Here is a 20,940-nt window from a genome sequence, read left to right on the forward strand (position 1 = left end):
AGGTGATCGATTTACGCAGTGATACCGTGACCCGGCCCAGCGCCGCCATGCTGAACGCGATGATGTCTGCCGAAACCGGTGATGATGTCTACCGTGACGATCCGACCGTGAATGCGCTGGAGGCGGAGGCGGCACAACTCAGCGGCAAAGCCGCCGCGCTCTTTTTTCCGACCGGTACCCAGGCAAACCTGGTGGCGCTGCTGAGCCACTGTGAACGCGGCGATGAATATATCGTGGGTCAGCAGGCGCACAACTACAAATATGAGGCGGGTGGCGCGGCGGTGCTGGGCAGTATTCAGCCCCAGCCGGTGCTGGCCAGCGAGGACGGTACTCTGCCGCTCGATGTGGTGGCAGCCGCTATCAAGCCGGATGATATTCACTTTGCCCGCACCCGTCTGCTGAGTCTGGAGAACACCCATCACGGTAAAGTGCTGCCGCTGGCTTATCTGGAACAGGCCTGGACCTTTACCCGCGCGCATCAGCTGGCGCTGCACATTGATGGCGCACGGATCTTTAATGCGGTGGTGGCGCAGAAGACCACGCTGGCGGCGATTGCCCGCTACTGCGATAGTCTCACTATCTGTCTCTCAAAAGGTCTGGGGACACCGGTGGGTTCCCTGCTGTGCGGCGACACGGCGCTGATTGAGCGTGCGCGTCGCTGGCGGAAAATGACCGGCGGCGGCATGCGTCAGGCGGGCATTCTGGCGGCAGCCGGCCTTTACGCGTTAGAACACAACGTGGCGCGGCTCCAGGAGGATCATGACAATGCGGCCTGGCTGGGTGAGCAGTTGCATGAGCTGGGTGTCAACGTCATTGAGCAGCAGACGAACATGCTGTTTGTTGCCGTGCCGGAGGCGCAGGTCAGGCCGCTGGGCGAGTGGATGAAAGCGCGTGGGGTATTAATCAGCGCGGGCACCCGCACCCGTCTGGTCACCCATCTGGATACGGATCGTGCCGCGCTGGAACAGGTGGTCGCACACTGGAAGGCGTTTCTGCAGCAGTAACGGCTACGGCGCCGCGCCATAGCGTTCCAGCAGCGCGGCGGCTATCGCAGCCGTCTCAGCATCGGGCAGCCCACGATAATCCGCGGGCCGGAAATGCATCTGGAAGGCGGCAATCACCTTCTGCTGCTCACGCGCGCTCATCCCGTCACTCACCGGATAGCCGTAGCGGCTTAACAGGGTCAGAACCTGCTCCGCGGGCACCGCCGCGTGCGGCGCCTTGCCAGCCAGCCAGAACTGCACCCGACGGCTATCCGGCCAGGCACCGAGTCCGCGCTGCGCCAGCTGTTGCCAGGGAAAGCACGGCCCCGGATCCTGCTTGCGCTGCGGCGCGATATCACTGTGGCCGACGATATTTTCCGGTGGGATCGCGTAACGCCGGGCAATATCCCGCAGCAGCGCCTCCAGCGCCGTCATCTGTGCAACCGTAAAGGGCTGCCATTCGAGACCGGTCGGCGTGCGGCGATAGCCCCGGTTCACCAGTTCAATCCCAATCGAGGTGTCATTGATATGGGTGGCCCCGCGCCAGAAGCTGGGTCCGGCGTGCCAGGCCAGCTGCTGCTCCGGCACCAGCTGCCAGATAATCCCTTTCCCGGCGCGCTGTGGCGGCTGACGGGGGATCAGATAGTGCGCGCTGACCTCCCGATCCGTCAGCGTTGCCAGCGACGACGAAAAGTCTTCGGCCGTGTAGTGGATCACGATCACCTTCACCCGTGGTCGCGCACCCTGTGCCGGATGCCGCAGGTCGGCCCAGTAGCCGTCGCGGGATTCTATGCCGGTCTGGCAGCCGGCCAGCAGCAGCGCCGTCAGCAGCAACAGCAGGCGTCTCAACGCAGGATCACCGCCGTGCCGGTGACGCTGACCATCAGCATGCTGCTCTCTTTGCCCACCGTTTCGTAATCAATGTCGATGCCGACCACAGCGTTGGCGCCCAGCGCTTTCGCCTGCGCTTCCAGCTCGTCAAAAGCGATCTCGCGCGCCTTGCGCAGCTCTTTCTCATAAGCACCGGAACGGCCACCGACCACGTCGCGGATTCCGGCAAAAAAATCACGGAAGATGTTGGCACCCAGAATCGCTTCACCGGTGACTACGCCGCAATAGTCGCTGATGCTGTGACCTTCCAGGGTTGGGGTGGTTGAAAATTTCATCGCATTCTCCTTGTTGAAAACCGGACTAAGGCTCTATCGACTAAAAAGCATGGCTATACTCTATGCTAAAAAAGGCACCTTGCCAGAGAACCATAAGGAAATCGAGATGAGAAACAATGCGTTTGCGCTGATGATCCCGGCTGCCCTGTTGCTCAGCGCCTGTACCACCGTGGAGCCCGTGATTAAGGATAATGGGCCGCGAACCGCGCCCTGCATTGAGGGCGGTCCTGACCAGGTCGCTCAGCAGTTTTATGACCTGCGGATCGAACAGCCGGTGCCGGGACTGCCCGACAGCAACACGCTGGCGAAATACCGTCCCTACCTGAGCGACGCGCTTTATCGCGCGTTACAGGCGGCCAGCGGCAGCAACGCCGGTGCGCAGTGGCGCAATGGCGATATCTTCTCCAGCCTCTCGCAGGGTCCGACAGCCGCCAGCGTGGCCGATGCCTCAACGATTCCGAACCGCGATGCGCGCAACATTCCGTTGCGGGTTGACCTAAGCCGTGACAACCGTCAGTGGCAGGATGAAGTGCTGATGATCCATCAGGGCAGCTGCTGGGTGGTGGATGACGTGCGCTACATGGGAAATCCTGCGCATGCCGACGGTGGCAGCCTGAGCCAGATGCTGGAAAAAACGCGAAAATAGATCAGACAGTCATAAGAAGCGCGGCCAGCCTCACTGCCGCGCTTTTTTTATCTCTGCATCCTGGCCAGCCCCCCCGGAGAGGGCATGATTTTCTGCTAAGCTTTTGCTGTTTACCCCCTGTTTTACAAATTTTAACCCGCCTGAATTGCATAACTATTCTGGTGACGTTAAAATCCGCGGCACTAATAGCTATTCAAATCTGGCGCATGAGTATTCAACTAAACGCAATAAACTGCTTCTACGGTGCTCATCAGGCGCTGTTCGACATCAACCTTGAGTGCCCTCAGGGCGAGACCCTGGTGCTGCTGGGCCCCAGCGGCGCGGGTAAAAGTTCCCTGCTGCGGGTCCTCAACCTGCTGGAGCAGCCGCGTTCAGGTCAGTTGCAGATTGCCGGTAATCAGTTCGACTTCAGTCAGAAGCCTTCCGATGCCGCGATTCGGGAGCTGCGTCAGAACGTGGGTATGGTCTTTCAGCAATATAATCTCTGGCCGCATCTCACCGTGCTGCAGAATCTGATGGAAGCGCCCTGCCGGGTGCTGGGGCTCAGCAAGAGCGATGCCCGCGCCCGCGCCGACCGGCTGCTTGACCGGCTACGTCTGACCCCTTACAGCGACCGCTTTCCGCTCCACCTCTCAGGAGGTCAGCAGCAGCGCGTGGCGATTGCCCGTGCGCTGATGATGGAGCCGCAGGTACTGCTGTTTGATGAGCCAACCGCCGCGCTGGATCCCGAAATTACCGCACAGATTGTCTCAATTATTCGCGAACTGGCGCAGACCCGTATCACACAGGTGATCGTGACCCATGAAGTGGAAGTGGCACGTAAAACCGCCAGCCGCGTGGTTTACATGGAGAACGGTCATATTGTGGAACAGGGCGATGCCAGCCGCTTTACACAGCCGCAAACCGAGGCGTTTGCTCACTATCTTTCGCACTAAGTCAGGATGCTAAAAATGAAAAAAATGGTACTTGCTGCACTGCTCGCTGGTTTTAGCCTGACCGCTACGGCGGCGCAGACGATTCGTTTTGCTACCGAAGCCTCCTATCCTCCGTTTGAGTTTGTGGATGCGGACAATAAGATTCAGGGCTTTGATGTCGATCTGGCCAATGCGCTCTGTAAAGAGATCGACGCAACCTGCACCTTTACCAATCAGGCGTTCGACAGCCTGATCCCAAGCCTGAAGTTCCGCCGCTTTGATGCGGTGATGGCCGGCATGGATATTACTCCGGAGCGTGAAAAGCAGGTCCTGTTCACCAAGCCTTACTATGACAACTCAGCGCTGTTTGTTGCCCAGAAAGGCAAAGTGGCCAGCGTTGAGGCGCTGAAAGGCAAGCGTGTAGGCGTTCAGAACGGCACCACCCATCAGAAGTACCTGACGGAAAAACACAGCGAAATTACCACTGTGCCTTACGACAGCTATCAGAATGCCGTTCTGGATCTGAAAAATGGCCGTATTGATGCCGTGTTCGGTGATACCGCCGTGGTCAACGAATGGCTGAAGCAGAACCCTGCGCTGGCGGCTGTCGGTGACAAAGTAACGGACAAAGCCTACTTTGGTACCGGCCTGGGCATCGCGGTGCGCACCGGTAACACCGAGCTGCAGAGCAAATTCAACGGCGCACTGGATAAGATCAAAGCTGACGGGACGTACAAAACCATCTACAGCAAATGGTTCCAGCAGTAATCTCTGATGAATGAAATGATGACCCTTGCAAGCGCCGCCGGTATGACCGTCGGCCTTGCCGTTTGTGCTCTCATCGCTGGCCTCGTGCTGGCGATGTTGTTTGCTGGCTGGGAGTCACTGCGCCTGAGACCGCTGGCGTGGATCGGCACCGGCCTGGTGACCCTGATTCGCGGCCTGCCGGAAATTCTGGTGGTGCTGTTTATCTATTTCGGTGCCTCTCAGCTGCTCCTGACCCTGTCCGACGGCTTCACGCTTAACTTCGGCCTGTTTCAGCTGCCGGTGCAGATGCAGATTGAGAACTTCGATGTCAGTCCGTTCCTGTGTGGCGTGATTGCGCTGGCGATGCTCTATGCCGCCTACGCCTCACAAACGCTGCGCGGCGCGCTGAAAGCGGTTCCGGTCGGCCAGTGGGAGTCGGGCCAGGCGCTGGGCATGAAAAAATCGGCCATTTTTTTGCGGCTGATTATGCCGCAGATGTGGCGTCACGCCCTGCCCGGTCTGGGCAATCAGTGGCTGGTTCTGCTGAAAGATACCGCCCTGGTTTCGCTGATCAGCGTTAACGATCTGATGCTGCAGACCAAAAGTATCGCTACCCGCACCCAGGAGCCCTTTACCTGGTTCCTTGTGGCGGCGGCAATCTATTTAGTGATTACGCTGTTCAGCCAGGCGGTACTGCGCCGCATCGAACTGCGCACTACCCGCTTTGAACGGGGGAACAGCTAATGCTGGCCTACCTGCCTGAACTCCTGAAAGGGCTGCACACCAGTCTGACGCTCACCGCGGCCTCGCTGATCCTGGCCCTGCTGCTTGCGCTGCTCTTCACCGTGGTGCTGTCACTGAAAACCCCGCTGTTTTCGCCGCTGGTAAAAGGATTTATTACGCTGTTTACCGGCACCCCGCTGCTGGTGCAGATCTTCCTGATCTACTACGGACCGGGACAGTTTCCCTCGCTTCAGCAGATCCCCTGGCTGTGGCATTTACTCTCACAGCCCTGGCTCTGCGCGATGCTGGCCCTGTCGCTGAACAGCGCAGCCTATACCACCCAGCTCTTCTACGGTGCCGTGCGAGCGATCCCTGCCGGGCAGTGGCAGTCGTGTGCGGCGCTCGGCATGCGCCGAAAAGATACCCTGCGTATTCTTCTGCCTTATGCATTTAAACGCGCCCTCTCCTCCTACTCCAATGAGGTGGTGCTGGTCTTCAAGGGCACCTCACTGGCCTACACCATCACCCTGATGGAAGTGATGGGCCACGGTCAGCTGCTCTATGGCCGGACCTATGACGTCACCGTCTATGCCGCAGCCGGCCTAATTTATCTCTGCGTGAACGGTCTGCTGACGCTGATGATGCGACTGATCGAAAGGCGTGCGCTGGCCTTTGAAAGGCGCAACTGATCCCCGGGCGAGCTCGCTCGCCCTTCCCGCCTGGAAAATCACAATAATTGCATAATCATTCAATCTGTGGCAGGGTATCGCCTTCTCTGGCTGACCACAACACAGGATTTTTACAATGAAAAAATGGATTATTGCCGCGGCGCTGGCGTCACTGGCGATTACCGCTCAGGCAGCGGAAAAAATTCGCTTCGCCGCTTCCGCCACCTATCCGCCGTTTGAATCTCTCGACGGGGAAAATAACCTGGTGGGTTTTGATATCGATCTGGCTAAAGCGCTCTGTCAGGAGATGAAAGCGGAGTGTACGTTTACCAATAACGCCTTCGACAGCCTGATCCCTTCCCTGAAGTTCCGCCGCTATGACGCGGTCATCTCCGGCATGGATATCACCGCAGAGCGCAGCAAACAGGTCGATTTTACCCAGCCTTACTATGCGAACTCCGCTATCGTGATCGCCCGTAAAGGCCAGTTCAGTCACTTCAGCGACCTGAAAGGCAAGCGCATCGGCGTGGAAAACGGCACCACGCACCAGAAGTACCTGCAGGAAAAACATCCGGAAGTGAAAGTGGTGGCCTATGACAGCTACCAGAATGCGATTCTCGACATGAAGAGTGGCCGGCTGGATGGGGTATTTGGCGACAGCGCGGTGGTGAATCAGTGGCTGAAGAGCAATCCGGAGCTGGCTACGGTCGGTGAGCATGTGACCGACACGGACTACTTTGGCACCGGCCTTGGCATTGCCGTACGTAAGGGCAATACGGCGCTGCGCGATGAGTTTAACCAGGCGCTCGCCGCGCTGAAAGCCAACGGCAGCTGGCAGCAGCTCAATCAGAAGTGGTTCCCGGAGTAAGCCTCCCGATCGCAGCGCCCGCCTCCGCGATCTACGGCTGCTGGCGGCGGGTTAACAGCGTCAGCACCTCAAAATGGGCGGTATGAGGAAACATATCGAAGAGCTGCACCTTCGTGATCTCATACGCGCTCAGTCGGGCGATATCCTGCGCCATGGTCTGCGGATTACAGCTTGAGTAGAGCAGATAATCGGGTGCCATCTGGCTCAGATAGTCACACAGCGCCTCGCCAATCCCGCGACGGGGCGGATTGACCAGCACCAGCTGCGGCACCGCGTCCCGACCGGTGGCAAACGCCGTCGAATCCAGCGCCGAAAACTGCACCTTCTCCAGCCCCAGCATCGCGGCGGAGCGCTGAGCGCAGGCAATCGCCTCGGCGCTGATCTCAATCCCGGTCAGCTGCATCGCAGGTGTCGCACAGTGCAGACCGAAACCGCCCACGCCGCAGAAGAGATCCCACATGCTGTTGACCGGCAGTGCGCGGACCCAGTCGCGGGCAGTGGCATAAAGCGTGCTGGCAACCTGCGGGTTGGTCTGAAAGAAACTCTGCGGACGGATCCAGAGCGGCACGCCATTGAAGTTCTCCGCCAGCGACTGATCCGGCGTCAGCGCTATCTCCTCATCGCCCTCCAGAATCGCCATATGTACCGGCTGAATGTTGGCAGAGATGACCGTCAACTGTGGCAGCTGCTGTTGCAGCCACGGCAGCGCCGCGCGCAGCTGTTCCAGCTTCGTCGTCGATCGCAGGACAAAGCGCAGCATCATACCGCCCTGCTGACTTTCGGTAATCAGCAGAAACTTCAGTTCTCCACGCTTGCGCGCCACGTTATAGGGCGTCAGCCCGGCACGCGCGATAAAAGGTTTTAGTGCGGCGAAGACGGGCTGAAAACTGTCCGGATAGAGCGGGCACGCACACAGATCGACCGCCTCCCCCTCCCGGGACAGCAGGCCCAGCACCGGACGCTCAACGCTGCCGCTGACGACCATTTTCGCTTTATTACGGAACGCCTGCTGCGGTGATACCACCGGCGGCAACCAGGCCGCGACCGGCTGTTCAGCCAGCAGCTGTTCCAGCAGTGACTGTTTGTCGCTGAGCTGAGTGGAATAGGGTTTGTCGAGCCACTGACAGGAGCGGCAACGGTTGGCGTCATAAAGCGCGCAGTGCATGGTAAAGCCTTAACGATCGGGTCGGGCGGAGCGCGATTGTATCACCGCTTTCTGAAAAAAGCGCGGCTGCTGGCAGGCAGAAACAGCAGCATCAGCACCAGCAGATCGGGGATTTTCTGCGTCAGGGTGTGGTGAATAATCTGGACGTTGTTGTCGCCGTCGATACTGAAAATCTCAGGGTAGATCCAGCCCAGCGAGGCCACCAGCATGTAGCCCAGCACGAGCACCTGGGTCGCCACATAGCCCCAGCGTCCGGCATTACTGCCGCGCATCAGGGTAAAGGCGCAGCGCAGCTCAAACAGAAAGATCAGCTGGCTGGCGATAAAGATAAGCGTAGAGTCCCAGGACTGGGCGCTGCGGTGAACAAAGTTGGCGATTTCGCTGTAGCCCAGCTCATTGGCCAGCATCAGGACGCTCAGGCAGCGGGTAGCGATGATGGCAATGCCCGCCACACTGACCGGCACTGGCGCATCGGAAAGCGTGGCACTGCTTTTAAAGATTTCTGACATAGTCCGTGGCTCCACCCGATCGAAAAACGGGCCGGTTAAACCGGCCCGTTCATATAGTGGCAAAGGTTAACGATTTCAGCCACGTTTAGCTTTCTGAATATCGCTTAAACGCTGTTTTTCTTCGTTCGCCATTACCCGCCAGGCGATAAAACCCACTAAACCGACCACAAACAGAATCAGCGACGCCAGCGCGTTGATTTCCGGATTCACGCCGCGCCGCACGGTGGCAAAGATCGCCATGGGCAGCGTGGTGGCACCGGGCCCGGTGACAAAGCTGGCGATCACCAGATCGTCGAGTGACAGGGTAAACGCCAGCAGCCAGCCGGTCACGATAGCCGGCGCAATCATCGGCACGGTAATCACGAAGAAGACCTTCAGCGGCGTGGCGCCCAAGTCCATCGCCGCCTCTTCAATCGAGCGGTCCAGTTCACGCAGACGCGAGTTGATCACCACCGCCACATAGGCGGTACAGAAGGTCACGTGTGCCAGCCAGATGGTGAGCATGCCGCGTTCGCTGGGCCAGCCAAAGGCGTTGCCCATCGCCACAAACAGCAGCAGCAGCGACAGTCCGGTGATCACGTCGGGCATTACCAGCGGCGCGGTGAGCATAAAGGCAAACCCGTTATGCCCGCGGAACCGCCCGAAGCGCACGATGATGACCGCCGCCAGCGTGCCCAGCACCACAGCCATGGTGGCGGAAAGCCCGGCAATGCTCAGACTCAGCAGCACCGCATCAATCATCGCGCTGTCCTGGAAGAGCACCCTGTACCAGTGGAAAGAGAAACTCTCCCACACCGTCACCAGCGGTGAGCTGTTAAAGGAGTAAACCACCAGCAGCAGCATCGGCGCATAGAGGAACAGGAAACAGCAGACCAGAATACCGGTTCGCCAGGGTGAGCGAATGGTGGGCAGATTATTCATGCCTTCTCTCCCATTTCACGGTTTTGATGCTTATGGAACCAGATGATCGGCAGAATCAGGATCAGCAGGATAATCACCGCCAGCGCAGAGGCCACCGGCCAGTCACGGTTATTGAAGAACTCCTGCCACAGAATACGGCCAATCATGATGCTGTCCGGCCCGCCCAGCAGTTCAGGAATCACATACTCCCCGACCGCCGGGATAAAGACCAGCATCGATCCGGCGATAATGCCGCCTTTAGTCAGCGGCACGATGACGCTGAAAAAGGTTTTGAGCGGACGCGCCCCCAGATCCAGTGACGCTTCCACCAGCGAGTAGTCGATACGGGTCAGCGCGGTGTAGATCGGCAGCACCATAAACGGCAGATAGCAGTAGACGATACCGATATAGACGGCGGTGTTGGTATAAAGGATCACCAGCGGATGATCGATCACGCCGAGCCACATCAGAAAACGGTTGAGAATCCCGTTATTGTTCAGCAGCCCCATCCAGGCGTAAACGCGCACCAGAAAGGAGGTCCACGACGGCAGGATCACCAGTAACAGCAGAATCGTGCGCATCGACGGCTTGCTGTGTGCAACAGCCCAGGCGAGCGGATAACCAATCAGCAGACAGATGACCGTCGAAATCGCCGCTACCTTCAGGGATTGCAGATAGGCGTCGATGTAGAGCGGGTCGTCGGTCAGCGTCAGGTAGTTGCCAAAGTTGAGTACAATGCTGAACTGATCGTCCGCCCAGCTCACCAGCTCGGTGTAAGGGGGGATCGCCCGCGCGATGTCCGCGAAGCTGATCTTCAGCACCGTCAGAAAGGGCAGCAGAAACAGCAGCACCAGCCACAGGTAAGGCAGCGCAATGACCAGCTTGCGGCCATGCTGCATTTTGACCCGGGTGGCCCAGCGTTGCAGTGGCGTGCCGACCAGCCGGGCGGGCGCTTTGGCGCGTTGGAAAATCTGGCTCATAGCCGCTCCTTAAACCGTCAACACCACGCAGCTGTCGCTTTCCCAGCAGAGGCGGACTTCGTCACCCCAGGTGGGCAGCCCTTTGCGGTAGCGATGCGCGTTCTGCAACTGTGCACTGATCATCTGTCCGCTATGCAGACGGACGTGGAAGATAGAGAGGTCGCCAAGATAGGCGATGTGAACCACCTCACCCACCGCAAAGTTGCAGCCATCGGCAGGCACCTCATCGCACAGCATCACTTTTTCCGGACGCAGCGCGACATGAACCGGGACGTTATCCACCACCGAGACATCGGAGTCGACTTTTAACGGATGCATCAGGCCGGGGCTGTCGATCACCAGGCCGTCCGCCTGACGTTCACGCAGCAAGCCTTCGAAGACGTTAACCGAACCGATAAACTCGGCGCTGTAGCGGCTGGTTGGATGCTCATAGATCTCTTCCGGCTCACCGATCTGCACGAACTTGCCGCGATTCATGATCGCGATACGGCCGGCCATGGTCATCGCCTCTTCCTGGTCGTGCGTCACCATCACGCAGGTCGCACCAACCCGCTCCAGAATATCGACCACCTCCAGCTGCATCCTGTCACGCAGCTTCTTATCCAGCGCGCCCATCGGCTCATCCAGCAGCAGCAGTTTAGGCCGCTTCGCCAGGCTGCGTGCCAGCGCAACACGCTGACGCTGCCCGCCGGAGAGCTGGTGCGGTTTGCGTCTGGCAAACTCCTGCATGTGCACCAGCGACAGCATCTCGGCGACCCGGCTGGCGATCTCCCCTTTCGGCAGGCGATCCTGCTTCAGGCCAAAGGCGATGTTCTGCTCCACCGTCATGTGCGGGAACAGCGCATAGGACTGGAACATCATATTGATCGGACGCTGATAGGGGGCCACGTGCGACAGATCCTGACCATCCAGCACAATCTGGCCGCTGGTCGGTGGCTCAAATCCGGCCAGCATCCGCAGCAGCGTTGATTTGCCGCAGCCTGACGCGCCCAGCAGCGCGAAAATTTCACCTTTGTAAATGGTCAGACTGACATCATCCACGGCGTGCTGGCCGTCAAAGGATTTGGTCAGATTGCGAATCTCCAGCAGCGGCGTTAACGCCTTTGCGGTTTTATTTTGAGGACGGGGAATGGCATCGTTCACTACTATCTCTCTCCGGAGCCAGGCGGAACATCGCGGCAAAATCCGCCGCTAAAATGGCACAACAGAGGCCGACACTGCGCCTCTGTTGCTGTTACGTGACAGGTCAATCCGTTTGGGACGAACTACTTACCACTTTTTACTTTAGTCCATGCACGCGTACGCACACGATCCAGTTTCGGATCCTGGACTTTCAGCACAAACAATTTCGACATCGCTTCCGGCGTCGGGAAGATTCCCGGGTTGTTACGGATGTCGGCATTGATCAGCGGCAGTGACGCTTTGTTGCCGTTGGCATAGTTCATTTTATTGGAGACATCAGCGATCACTTTCGGATCCATGATGTAGTTCAGCCAGGCATAGGCGCCGTCAATGTTTTTCGCATCTTTCGGAATCGCCATCATGTCGAAGAAGGCCAGTGCCCCCTCTTTCGGCACGCTGTAGCCCAGGTGCACACCATTTTTCGCCGCATCCGCACGGTTTTTCGCCTGCAGGATATCACCTGACCAGCCGATCGCCACGCAGATATTGCCGTTGGCCAGATCGTTGATGTACTGAGACGAGTGGAAATAGCGGATATTCGGACGCAGCTTCAGCAGCAGGTCTGTCGCCGCACCGGAATAATCTTTGGCATCCGAAGAGTTAGGATCCTTGCCCAGATAGTTCAGCACGGTAGCGAAAATCTCTTCCGGCGCATCCAGGAATGAGACACCACAGCTTTTCAGCTTCTCAAGGTTTTCCGGCTTCATCACCAGGTCCCAGCTGTTGAGCGGCGCATCGGTTCCCAGCGCGGCCTTCACCTTGTCGACGTTATAGCCGATGCCGGTGGTGCCCCACAGGTAAGGAATCGCATATTTGTTACCCGGATCGTGCTGCGCCACTTTTTCCATCAGCGCCGGATCGAGGTTTTTGTAGTTCGGCAGTTTGCTCTTATCCAGCGGCTGGAATACCCCGGACTGAAGCTGACGCGCCAGGAAGCTGGAGGATGGCACCACGACATCGTAGCCGGTACTGCCCGCCATCAGTTTGCCTTCCAGCACTTCGTTGGAGTCAAAGACATCGTAGACAACCTTGATGCCGGACTGCTTTTCAAAGTTCGGCACGGTATCTGGCGAAATATAATCGGACCAGTTGTAGACGTGCAGCGTTTTATCTTCCGCCATGCTGCTGGCCGACGCGACCATCAGCGAAGCCGCTACCACAGCTGACAGCCATTTCTGACGTGAGTTGAACATGTTTTCCATCCTCCTGAGCGGGTCATAACAACGCTGCAAACCTGAGATCCCTGCATTGCGTTCTGTACAGGACGTCAGTGACACAATGAATCATTATTCAGCGGGAGTTTAATAGCAAAATCCTATATCTGAAGCGCAGTTACGCGCCTGTTACAGCCCCGCAAGCATAGCCCCCCTGCTCATGCTGCACCAGACCCCAGCGTAAAAAACGCCTGAAACCGATATTTTATGCATGTTTGAGCTATGAGGTTCGGCTTTGATGGCATAAACGACGACAGATATCTGGCATTAAAGGGCAAAATGCAGAATAAAAAAAGGTGGCGGCAGGCGGCGGGTATAAAAAAGCCGTCTCAGGGACGGCTTAGTCTGGAGGGGTCGGGCTAGTGCAGCACCGAATGCACGCTGGAGACCGCAACGTGCTCTTCTTCCTCGCCGACAATCAGCAGATTGTTGGCAAAGGCTTCAAGGATCACCATCGAGATCTGCTCTTCGCTCTGTTTCATAAAGTGCGAGAACTGACCAAAGGTTAATCCGGCGGTGGTCGTCATTGACTGGCAGACAATCAGCTTCGGCAGATTGTCATCCTGAATGTCGATAAACGCTTTTACCGTCAGCGAGCTGGCGTTGATCTGCGACAGATCGCCGACCAGCGGAATCAGCGCCGTGGGCTTTACTTCAGCCAGCGCCGAGAACAGGATGACGTTGTCGACCAGATCGATTTTGGCGTCAAACACCCCATCAAAGTTTTGCATGTGCGGCAGATGAAGTGCCTGACAGGCATCGCATTCGAACCAGGTGATATTTTGCTGATCCAGCCAGCGACGCAACAGGTCGATATCCGGAACGACAAGAGAATCCATCTTAAAATCCCAGTGGGGTGATAAACAGGCGACTTAGCTTACGGAAAAACGGGCGACGATGCCACGAAAACTGCTGAAAAGCGCGTTTCAGCCTGCGGTTTTAGGACGGAGCCCGGGGATGGTTTGCTGTTCAATCCGCGCGATCATCAGCGCGGCGAGGTTCAGTTCACTGCAGGTTTCAATGCCTTCCAGACCGGGGGAAGCGTTAACCTCCATCACCAGCGGACCGCGATGCGCGCGCAGAATATCGACACCCGCAACCTCCAGCCCAAGCGTAGCGGCGGCTTTCACCGCAATTTCCCGCTCCTGAGGGGTAATCTCCACCGGACAGGCTTTGCCGCCGCGATGCAGATTGGAGCGAAAATCGCCCTCTTTCGCCACCCGCTCAATCGCCGCCACCACCTGATTACCGATGACCAGACAGCGCACATCGCGCCCCCGGGCCTCTTTGATAAACTCCTGCACCAGGATATGGGCGTTGAGGCCGCGAAAGGCATCGATAACGCTTTCTGCCGCCTGCCGCGTTTCCGCCAGCACCACGCCGATACCCTGCGTGCCCTCCACCAGCTTCACCACCAGCGGCGCGCCGCCCACCATGGCGATCAGATCGTCGGTGTCATCGGGTGAGGAGGCAAAGCCGGTAACCGGCATGTCGATGCCCTCCTGCGCCAGCAGCTGCAGCGAGCGTAATTTGTCGCGGGTGCGGGTAATCGCGGCGGAGGCATTCAGCGTGTAACTGCCGCACATCTCAAACTGTCGCAGCACCGCCGTTCCGTAAAAGGTGATGGCGTTGCCGATGCGCGGGATCACCGCATCAAAATGGCCCAGCGGTTCACCGCAATAGTGAACCGCCGGAGAGGCCGGATTGATGTTCATATAGCAGGAGAGCGGATCGATGATTTGCACCTCATGACCGCGAGCTACCGCTTCATCCTGCAGCCGGCGACTGGAGTAAAGCGTGGCATCACGGGACAAAATGGCGATTTTCATCTCTGCTCTCCGCTCCTGGCTTAGCGTGTTGCCCAGCCCTGCTGATGCAGATAATCCAGCATAAACGGGCGTGTCTCTTTGATGATCAGACGCTGAATCAGCTCACTCCAGGTTTCGCTACGCTGGTTGCTGTCTCGCTGCTGATAATAGAGTTCAGTGCGGCTATCGTATTCGGCCAGCACGTTTTTATCCAGTGGCTGATAGCGGTTTTCATGCACCAGCATGGCGTGTGGCATGCGCGGTTTCACGTCCGGTTTTGACTCCGGATGACCCAGGCAGAAACCAAAGAGTGGCAGCACAAATTTCGGCAGGCCCAGCAGTTCGGTCACTTCTGCGATGTTGTTACGGATCCCGCCGATAAAGACGCCGCCCAGCTCCAGCGACTCTGCGGCCACCATTGCATTCTGCGCCATCAGCGCGGTGTCGACGCAGCCCAGCAGCAGCTGCTCGGCACGACCCAGCTGGGCATCCGGGCAAATCTGCAGATGACGATTGAAGTCAGCACAGAAGACCCAGAATTCGGCAGCCTCTCCGACCCAGGTTTGTCCGCCCGTCAGCGTGACCAGCTTGTCGCGCAGCGCTTTGTCGGTGATGCGGACAATGGAGGAGCATTGCAGAAAACTGGATGTGGACGCCGATTGCGCCGCAGTAATAATCGCTTCGCGCTGCGCTTCACTGACCGGCTGGTCGGTAAAGGCGCGGATTGAACGGTGGCTGCACAGTAAATCAATGGTCGGTGTCATAAAGTCTCCAGCAACATTATTTTCTTTTATCGGTTTGGTTAAACAGCTGTGGGGCTATCGCTTTTGCGGTGCGCCACATCAACAGCCAGGCGGCGGGCAGCATCAGCACGATCCCGGCGATAAATAGCAGCGTGGCCAGCGTTTTTGGCTCAGCCAGACCTGGCACAGGCAGCCAGTGGTTTATCAGCAGCAGCGCTCCCAGAATTAACAGGCCGCCAGCCGCCTCCATCACCACCACAAACCGCGGTAATCTGGCTACACTCTGCATCACACTCTCCTGCCTTCACGGGCTACTGAGGGTCAATTATGGTCAACAACCCAAAATTTGCGCGGGCTGTGGCCGCCGCACGGGCAAAAAAGCCTCTGTTTCAGACGCTTCCTGACGCTTAACATAGCGTGCGGGCATCAGACTAACAGGCAAATCCTGCTTTCTTTAAGCGATATGAGCGGGCATCATGGTTGCCATTCTCTGTTTAGTTGTGTGACGTACATCACACAACAGTCGCTGCAAGGAGTTTTCTATGATTGCTGTTATTTTTGGTCGTCCAGGCTGTCCCTACTGTGTTCGTGCTCATGAACTGGCTGATAAGCTGACTGCCGAGCGGGATGATTTTAGCTATCAGTATGTCGATATTCAGGCGGAAGGCATCACCAAAGCCGATCTGGAAGCGAGTGCGGGCAAACCGGTTTCTACCGTGCCGCAGATCTTTGTGGATGAAAAACATATCGGTGGTTACACCGAGTTTGCGGTCTGGACCAAAGAGAATCTGGGATTTGCCGCATAAAGGCTGAAAGCCTCGATAAAAAAGGCGAGACACTAATGTCTCGCCTTTTTATTTTCGAATGCCAGCAGCACGGCTGAGTTAGTTAAGTGACGCCATCACGATCTGCATCAGCCGCACCAGCAAGGCGCCGCAGCCTGCCCAGAACAGGGCGCTAAGGCTCCAGGCGAGCACAAAAAATCCGTTGCCGTGGATAAAGAGGCTGCTGTTCAGCAGCAGCGCGGCCAGTAACGTCCCCCACAGCCCCATCAGCAGCGTGCTTTTCAACGGGCTCTCCACCTGCAGCAGCGCCATCAGAATGCCGGGAAGCATAAAGAGCAGTAATTCAGGCTGACCGCGAAGCGGGCCGGGTCCCACCTGCCAGGTGTGACAGGTAAAAACAAACACCAGACTGTACAACACCACGCCGCACAGGCGGGTCGTCCAGAGATAAGAGCGCTGCGGCATACCACCCCACTGATTAAAAGTAATCCCGACAATAACCTGCTGATAACCCTGCTGCGTTCAGATGGAAATAAAAAGAAACAGTTCGTTGTGACAACGAATGAAAACAGCCAATGGCTGTAGAAGATATTTGTGATTAGAATAGCGCCGCGGAAAAGGTTCCATTTGCAGTACTGATACAACAGCACCTCAACGGCCTGCTCAAGATAGCGAAAAACAGGCCTCTCTTCAACAGGTTACAAGTAAACAAGAAGTTAAACAGTGAATATTAACGTCGCAGGATTGTTAAGCGGAAATGACATTTTGTTATTATTTGTCGTTTTAGCGCTCGGCCTCTGTCTGGGTAAGTTGCGTCTTGGCTCAGTTCAGCTGGGAAATTCGATTGGCGTATTAGTGGTTTCGCTCTTATTAGGGCAGCAGCATTTCACCATCAATACCGATGCATTAAGCCTGGGCTTTATGCTGTTTATTTTTTGTGTCGGCGTCGAAGCCGGCCCTAACTTCTTCTCTATTTTCTTTCGCGACGGCAAAAACTATTTCATGCTCGCCATCGTTATGGTGGTCAGCGCGCTGCTGCTGGCACTGGGACTCGGCAAGCTCTTCGGCTGGGATATTGGCCTCACCGCCGGGATGCTGGCCGGTTCCATGACCTCAACGCCGGTGCTGGTGGGCGCAGGCGATACGCTGCGGCAGAGCATCAGCGATCCTAAACAGCTTGGACTGATGCAGGATCAGCTGAGCCTGGGCTATGCCGTAACCTATCTGATTGGCCTGGTCAGCCTGATTTTTGGTGCCCGTTACCTGCCCCGCCTGCAACATCAGGATCTGCCCACCTGCGCCCAGCAGATCGCCCGCGAGCGCGGTCTGGATGCAGACAGTCAGCGCAAAGTTTTCCTGCCGGTAATCCGCGCCTATCGCGTTGGCCCGGAGCTGGTGGCGTGGAGCGGCGGCAAAAATCTGCGTGAGCTCGGCATCTATCGTCAGACCGGCTGCTACATCGAGCGCATCCGCCGCAACGGTATTCTCGCCAGTCCCGATGGCGATGCGGTGTTACAACTGGGTGATGATATCTCGCTGGTCGGCTATCCCGACGCGCACGCCCGGCTCGATCCCAGCTTCCGTAACGGCAAAGAGGTGTTTGACCGCGACCTGCTGGATATGCGCATTGTCACCGAAGAGATCGTGGTGAAAAACCACAACGCGGTGAACAAACGCCTCAGTAAGCTCAACCTGACCGATCACGGCTGCTTCCTGAACCGGGTCATCCGCAGCCAGATTGAGATGCCGATCGACGACAGCATTATGCTGAACAAAGGCGATGTGCTGCAGGTCAGCGGCGAGGCACGCCGGGTGAAAAGCGTCGCGGACCGCATTGGCTTTATCGCCATTCACAGTCAGATGACCGATCTGCTGGCGTTCTGTGCCTTCTTTATCGTGGGGCTGATGATTGGTCTGATTACCTTCCAGTTCAGCAATTTCAGTTTCGGTATCGGTAACGCCGCCGGCCTGCTGTTCGCCGGGATCATGCTGGGATTCCTGCGCGCCAACCACCCGACCTTTGGTTATATTCCGCAGGGCGCGCTGACAATGGTGAAAGAGTTCGGTCTGATGGTGTTTATGGCGGGAGTGGGGTTGAGTGCCGGCAGCGGCATTAATCACAGCCTGAGCAGCGATGGTGCGCTGATGCTGCTGTGCGGCCTGCTGGTCAGCCTGCTTCCGGTCATCATCTGCTTTCTGTTTGGTGCCTATGTGCTGCGGATGAACCGCGCCCTGCTGTTTGGTGCCATCATGGGCGCACGCACCTGTGCTCCTGCTATGGAGATTATCAGCGATACGGCTCGCAGTAATATTCCGGCGCTGGGCTATGCCGGGACCTATGCCATCGCCAACGTGTTACTGACGCTGGCGGGAACGCTGATTGTGATTGTCTGGCCGATATTGCCCCTATAAAAATTTTTTGGCTACGTCCAGAACTTTTTTGTCAGCGGGCAGTCCTAATAAGTGCCACTGCTTTTCTTTGAAATCCCCAGATTGTGGAGCCCGCTGGTCTTTTTCCTGGCGGGTTTTTTTATGCCCTTTTTTCTTGCGCGCCGCGCTGCCGCGTCCGAATCCCGCCATTCCCCTGCCGAACTTAAACCGTTGCACAACTCAGTAACAGATTAAGAGCGCGATGATGGACGAAACGCATCGCAATCAGCAGGATAGAGTGCTGTGAAATTAGCTTTTTGTGCTGATTAACTGGGCGAGCGCGCTGGTGCTGACTGTTTTTATTGCCGCTGTTATCAGAAGGCTGACCGGGTAGCGTCAGCCACTGTTAGCCGGGCTGTCTGCTGAGGAATCTATCCCGGAATGGAAGAACTGAACCACTCACTGTTTACTGCCATTAATGCCACACCAGCGTCACCTGCCTGGTTACTGCAACTGGCGACCTTTATTGCCAAAGATCTGATTGCCATCGTGCCGCTGCTCATCGTGGTGATGTGGCTGTGGGGGCCACGCGATCAGCTCTCTTCGCAGCGTGCACTGGTGCTGAAAACCGGCATGGCGCTGATCTATGCGCTGACGATCTCCTGGTGTGTGGGCCAGCTGCTGCCCCATCCGCGTCCGTTCGCCATTGGTTTCGGTTATCAGTTCCTGCATCATGCGGCGGATGACTCCTACCCCAGCGATCACGGCACCACGATTTTCACTTTTGCTCTGGCCTTTATTTTCTGGCATCGCCTCTGGTCGGGGATGGTTCTGATGGGTGTGGGTTGCGCTATCGCCTGGTCACGGGTCTATCTTGGCGTTCACTGGCCGCTGGATATGCTGGGTGGATTCCTTGTCGGGCTGCTGAGCTGTCTGGCTTCGCATCTGGCATGGCAGTTCTATGGCGAGCGGATGCTGGCTGTTATCCATCCCCTCTATCGGGCGCTGTTTGCGGTGCCGATTCGCAAAGGCTGGACGCAGGACTAAGCTCCCTGTTTTTTGAGCTCAGAAACGTCAGACAGCGTAATTTTTGCAGCGATAAATAAACCTGAGGCACAGGGAGCAGGGTCAGAAGAGGAAAGCGTCCCGCGCCAGGGATGGCGCGGGCCGGGCAGTCAGGGATGACGGTTTTGCGTCTTTCCGATCTGACCCTGCTTCCTGTGCAGGCACGATCTTACCGCCAGAGGAATTTCTGTTTTCAGGGACGCGTCAGCGTCCCGGATAACTTATGAAAACCATTTTCCAAACCAGCCGTTAAATTTCATCATCACGAAGTCAATCATCCGGCTGAAGAATCCGCCTTCCTGCACATCCTGCATCACCACCAGCGGGCGCTGTTCAATGGTTTTGCCGTCCAGCTGAAAATCGATCGTGCCCACCACCTGATTCTTCTTCAGCGGTGCTTCCAGCTGAGGTGTGGTCAGTTTAAAACTCGCCTTCAGGTTCTTCATCTGCCCTTTAGGGATGGTCAGCGCCGCATCTTTTGCGACGCCAAGATTGACCTGGCTGCGATCGCCGAACCAGACCCGCTGCTGAGCAAAAGGTGCATCGGCTTTAATGGGTGTTACCGTTTCAAAGAAGCGGAAGCCCCACGTCAGCAGCTTTTCACTTTCGCGGAAGCGGATCGCATCGCTGGTGGTGCCCAGCACCACGGAGATCAGGCGCATGTCACCTTCGGTCGCAGAGGCAACCAGATTGTTGCCCGCCCCGGAGGTGTGGCCGGTTTTAACGCCATCGACCTTGAGATTGGTGCTCCACAACAGACGGTTACGGTTGATCTGGCGGATATTATTGAAGGTGAACTCTTTCTCTTTGTTCAGCGCATACTCATCGGGGACATCACGGATCAGCGCCTGCGCAATCAGGGCCATATCCCGTGCGGTACTGTACTGCCCTTCTGCATCCAGACCGTGAACCGTCATAAAGTGGGTGTTCTGCAGGCCCAGCGCCTTCACGTAGTTATTCATCAGGCCGATAAACGAATCCTGACTGCCCGCCACGTAATCCGCCAGCGCAATACAGGCATCGTTGCCGGACTGGATCACGATGCCTTTATTCAGCTCATGCACCGGGATGCGGTCACCCGGCTTGAGAAACATCAGGGATGAACCGCGCAGCTTAGGATTGCCGGTCGCCCAGGCATCCTGTCCTACGGTAACCATATCATCCGGTTTAATTTTGCCCGCTTTAATCGCCTGACCCACCACGTAGCTGGTCATCATTTTGGTCAGACTGGCGGGATCGAGACGCTGATCGGCGCTGGATTCAGTTAAGACTTTACCGCTGGCGTAATCCATCAGGATCCACGCTTTTGCGTCAATGCCTGGCGCGGCGGGAGCCTGTTCAGCATAGGCGCTGATCGGGGCGATAATCAGTAATGAGGTGGCAGCGAAAAGCCGCAGGCGTGATGGGAAGCGAGTGTTTGTCATGGGCGTGGCCGGATTGTCCTTGTTAACGCGAAATTCCAGGGGCAGAAAATTCTCACTCAAACGCTAACCGTTGACGGCAG

General features: G+C 57.1%; 25 protein-coding genes. 10 read left to right on the forward strand and 15 right to left on the reverse strand.

Annotation, left to right across the window (positions count from 1 at the left end; all coding sequences use genetic code 11):
• Positions 1–2 precede the first annotated feature (2 nt).
• Complete coding sequence (gene ltaE / locus S7A_RS12805) at positions 3–1,004, forward strand: low-specificity L-threonine aldolase (RefSeq protein WP_009091151.1); 1,002 nt, start codon at positions 3–5, stop codon at positions 1,002–1,004.
• Positions 1,005–1,007: 3 nt separating this feature from the next.
• Here ltaE and S7A_RS12810 read toward each other — a convergent pair whose 3' ends face one another.
• Together S7A_RS12810 and S7A_RS12815 are read right to left on the reverse strand one after the other, a co-directional pair.
• Positions 1,008–1,832 (reverse strand): N-acetylmuramoyl-L-alanine amidase, encoded by an 825-nt coding sequence (locus tag S7A_RS12810; RefSeq protein WP_033736360.1) that lies wholly within the window; start codon positions 1,830–1,832, stop codon positions 1,008–1,010.
• The gene (locus S7A_RS12815; protein WP_009091154.1) at positions 1,829–2,149 is read right to left on the reverse strand and encodes a heavy metal-binding domain-containing protein; all 321 of its coding nucleotides are present in this window, start codon (positions 2,147–2,149) and stop codon (positions 1,829–1,831) included. The genes S7A_RS12810 and S7A_RS12815 overlap by 4 nt, the downstream gene beginning before the upstream one ends.
• Before the next feature lie 106 nt (positions 2,150–2,255).
• Between S7A_RS12815 and S7A_RS12820 the strand changes: the two genes are divergently transcribed.
• The 6 genes from S7A_RS12820 to S7A_RS12845 all read left to right on the forward strand — a co-directional run bounded on the left by S7A_RS12820 (position 2,256) and on the right by S7A_RS12845 (position 6,715).
• Entirely contained in the window at positions 2,256–2,795 is a 540-nt protein-coding gene (locus S7A_RS12820) for a lipoprotein (RefSeq protein ID WP_009091156.1), read from the forward strand.
• 206 nt (positions 2,796–3,001) lie between these two features.
• A complete protein-coding gene (gene artP / locus S7A_RS12825) occupies positions 3,002–3,730 on the forward strand; it encodes an arginine ABC transporter ATP-binding protein ArtP (protein WP_009091158.1) in 729 nt (242 codons plus the stop codon).
• A gap of 15 nt (positions 3,731–3,745) precedes the next feature.
• On the forward strand, positions 3,746–4,477 hold the full coding sequence (gene artJ / locus S7A_RS12830; protein WP_009091160.1) for an arginine ABC transporter substrate-binding protein: 732 nt from the start codon (positions 3,746–3,748) through the stop codon (positions 4,475–4,477).
• A 6-nt stretch (positions 4,478–4,483) separates the two neighbouring features.
• A complete protein-coding gene (gene artQ / locus S7A_RS12835; RefSeq protein ID WP_009091162.1) occupies positions 4,484–5,200 on the forward strand; it encodes an arginine ABC transporter permease ArtQ in 717 nt (238 codons plus the stop codon).
• The gene (gene artM / locus S7A_RS12840; protein WP_009091164.1) at positions 5,200–5,868 is read left to right on the forward strand and encodes an arginine ABC transporter permease ArtM; all 669 of its coding nucleotides are present in this window, start codon (positions 5,200–5,202) and stop codon (positions 5,866–5,868) included. Before artQ ends, artM begins: the two co-directional genes overlap by 1 nt.
• Before the next feature lie 115 nt (positions 5,869–5,983).
• Positions 5,984–6,715: an arginine ABC transporter substrate-binding protein gene (locus S7A_RS12845; RefSeq protein WP_009091166.1), complete on the forward strand. Its 732-nt coding sequence runs from the start codon at positions 5,984–5,986 to the stop codon at positions 6,713–6,715.
• Between the two features lie 31 nt (positions 6,716–6,746).
• On the opposite strand, the gene rlmC is transcribed toward S7A_RS12845, so the two are convergent.
• From rlmC to S7A_RS12895, 10 genes are all read right to left on the reverse strand, one after another.
• Entirely contained in the window at positions 6,747–7,880 is a 1,134-nt protein-coding gene (gene rlmC / locus S7A_RS12850) for a 23S rRNA (uracil(747)-C(5))-methyltransferase RlmC (protein WP_009091168.1), read from the reverse strand.
• 41 nt (positions 7,881–7,921) lie between these two features.
• Complete coding sequence (locus tag S7A_RS12855; RefSeq protein ID WP_009091170.1) at positions 7,922–8,389, reverse strand: YbjO family protein; 468 nt, start codon at positions 8,387–8,389, stop codon at positions 7,922–7,924.
• A 75-nt stretch (positions 8,390–8,464) separates the two neighbouring features.
• Complete coding sequence (gene potI, locus S7A_RS12860; RefSeq protein WP_009091172.1) at positions 8,465–9,310, reverse strand: putrescine ABC transporter permease PotI; 846 nt, start codon at positions 9,308–9,310, stop codon at positions 8,465–8,467.
• Positions 9,307–10,269 carry a putrescine ABC transporter permease PotH gene (potH, locus tag S7A_RS12865; protein WP_009091174.1) on the reverse strand — a complete coding sequence of 321 codons (963 nt, stop codon included), beginning with the start codon at positions 10,267–10,269 and terminating at the stop codon, positions 9,307–9,309. The genes potI and potH overlap by 4 nt, the downstream gene beginning before the upstream one ends.
• Positions 10,270–10,278: 9 nt before the next feature.
• Positions 10,279–11,412: a putrescine ABC transporter ATP-binding subunit PotG gene (gene potG, locus S7A_RS12870; RefSeq protein WP_009091176.1), complete on the reverse strand. Its 1,134-nt coding sequence runs from the start codon at positions 11,410–11,412 to the stop codon at positions 10,279–10,281.
• A 122-nt stretch (positions 11,413–11,534) separates the two neighbouring features.
• Positions 11,535–12,644 carry a spermidine/putrescine ABC transporter substrate-binding protein PotF gene (gene potF, locus S7A_RS12875; RefSeq protein ID WP_009091178.1) on the reverse strand — a complete coding sequence of 370 codons (1,110 nt, stop codon included), beginning with the start codon at positions 12,642–12,644 and terminating at the stop codon, positions 11,535–11,537.
• Between the two features lie 380 nt (positions 12,645–13,024).
• Positions 13,025–13,504, reverse strand: coding sequence for a YbjN domain-containing protein (locus tag S7A_RS12880; RefSeq protein ID WP_009091179.1), 480 nt, complete (start codon positions 13,502–13,504; stop codon positions 13,025–13,027).
• 87 nt (positions 13,505–13,591) lie between these two features.
• Entirely contained in the window at positions 13,592–14,494 is a 903-nt protein-coding gene (rimK, locus tag S7A_RS12885; protein WP_009091181.1) for a 30S ribosomal protein S6--L-glutamate ligase, read from the reverse strand.
• A 20-nt stretch (positions 14,495–14,514) separates the two neighbouring features.
• The gene (nfsA, locus tag S7A_RS12890; protein WP_009091183.1) at positions 14,515–15,237 is read right to left on the reverse strand and encodes an oxygen-insensitive NADPH nitroreductase; all 723 of its coding nucleotides are present in this window, start codon (positions 15,235–15,237) and stop codon (positions 14,515–14,517) included.
• 16 nt (positions 15,238–15,253) lie between these two features.
• Positions 15,254–15,505, reverse strand: coding sequence for a DUF1418 family protein (locus S7A_RS12895; protein ID WP_009091185.1), 252 nt, complete (start codon positions 15,503–15,505; stop codon positions 15,254–15,256).
• A gap of 253 nt (positions 15,506–15,758) precedes the next feature.
• On the opposite strand from S7A_RS12895, the gene S7A_RS12900 reads away from it, so the two are divergent.
• Positions 15,759–16,022: a GrxA family glutaredoxin gene (locus S7A_RS12900; protein WP_009091188.1), complete on the forward strand. Its 264-nt coding sequence runs from the start codon at positions 15,759–15,761 to the stop codon at positions 16,020–16,022.
• Positions 16,023–16,100: 78 nt separating this feature from the next.
• Here the strand turns inward: S7A_RS12900 and ybjM are convergent, their stop codons facing one another.
• On the reverse strand, positions 16,101–16,466 hold the full coding sequence (ybjM, locus tag S7A_RS12905) for an inner membrane protein YbjM (protein WP_009091189.1): 366 nt from the start codon (positions 16,464–16,466) through the stop codon (positions 16,101–16,103).
• Between the two features lie 258 nt (positions 16,467–16,724).
• Between ybjM and S7A_RS12910 the strand changes: the two genes are divergently transcribed.
• Positions 16,725–18,413, forward strand: coding sequence for an aspartate:alanine antiporter (locus S7A_RS12910; protein ID WP_009091191.1), 1,689 nt, complete (start codon positions 16,725–16,727; stop codon positions 18,411–18,413).
• Here the strand turns inward: S7A_RS12910 and S7A_RS21420 are convergent.
• Positions 18,408–18,581: a hypothetical protein gene (locus S7A_RS21420; RefSeq protein WP_158000255.1), complete on the reverse strand. Its 174-nt coding sequence runs from the start codon at positions 18,579–18,581 to the stop codon at positions 18,408–18,410. The two genes, S7A_RS12910 and S7A_RS21420, sit on opposite strands and share 6 nt — an antisense overlap.
• A 231-nt stretch (positions 18,582–18,812) precedes the next feature.
• Here S7A_RS21420 and ybjG point away from each other — a divergent pair, with 231 nt between their 5' ends.
• Positions 18,813–19,418: an undecaprenyl-diphosphate phosphatase gene (ybjG, locus tag S7A_RS12915; protein WP_009091193.1), complete on the forward strand. Its 606-nt coding sequence runs from the start codon at positions 18,813–18,815 to the stop codon at positions 19,416–19,418.
• A 239-nt stretch (positions 19,419–19,657) separates the two neighbouring features.
• On the opposite strand, the gene S7A_RS12920 is transcribed toward ybjG, so the two are convergent.
• Positions 19,658–20,860, reverse strand: a complete 1,203-nt coding sequence (locus S7A_RS12920; protein ID WP_009091194.1) for a serine hydrolase — start codon at positions 20,858–20,860, stop codon at positions 19,658–19,660.
• Positions 20,861–20,940: the final 80 nt, after the last annotated feature.

This window comes from Pantoea sp. Sc1 (assembly GCF_000255315.1).
Classification (GTDB): Bacteria; Pseudomonadota; Gammaproteobacteria; order Enterobacterales; family Enterobacteriaceae; genus Pantoea; species Pantoea anthophila.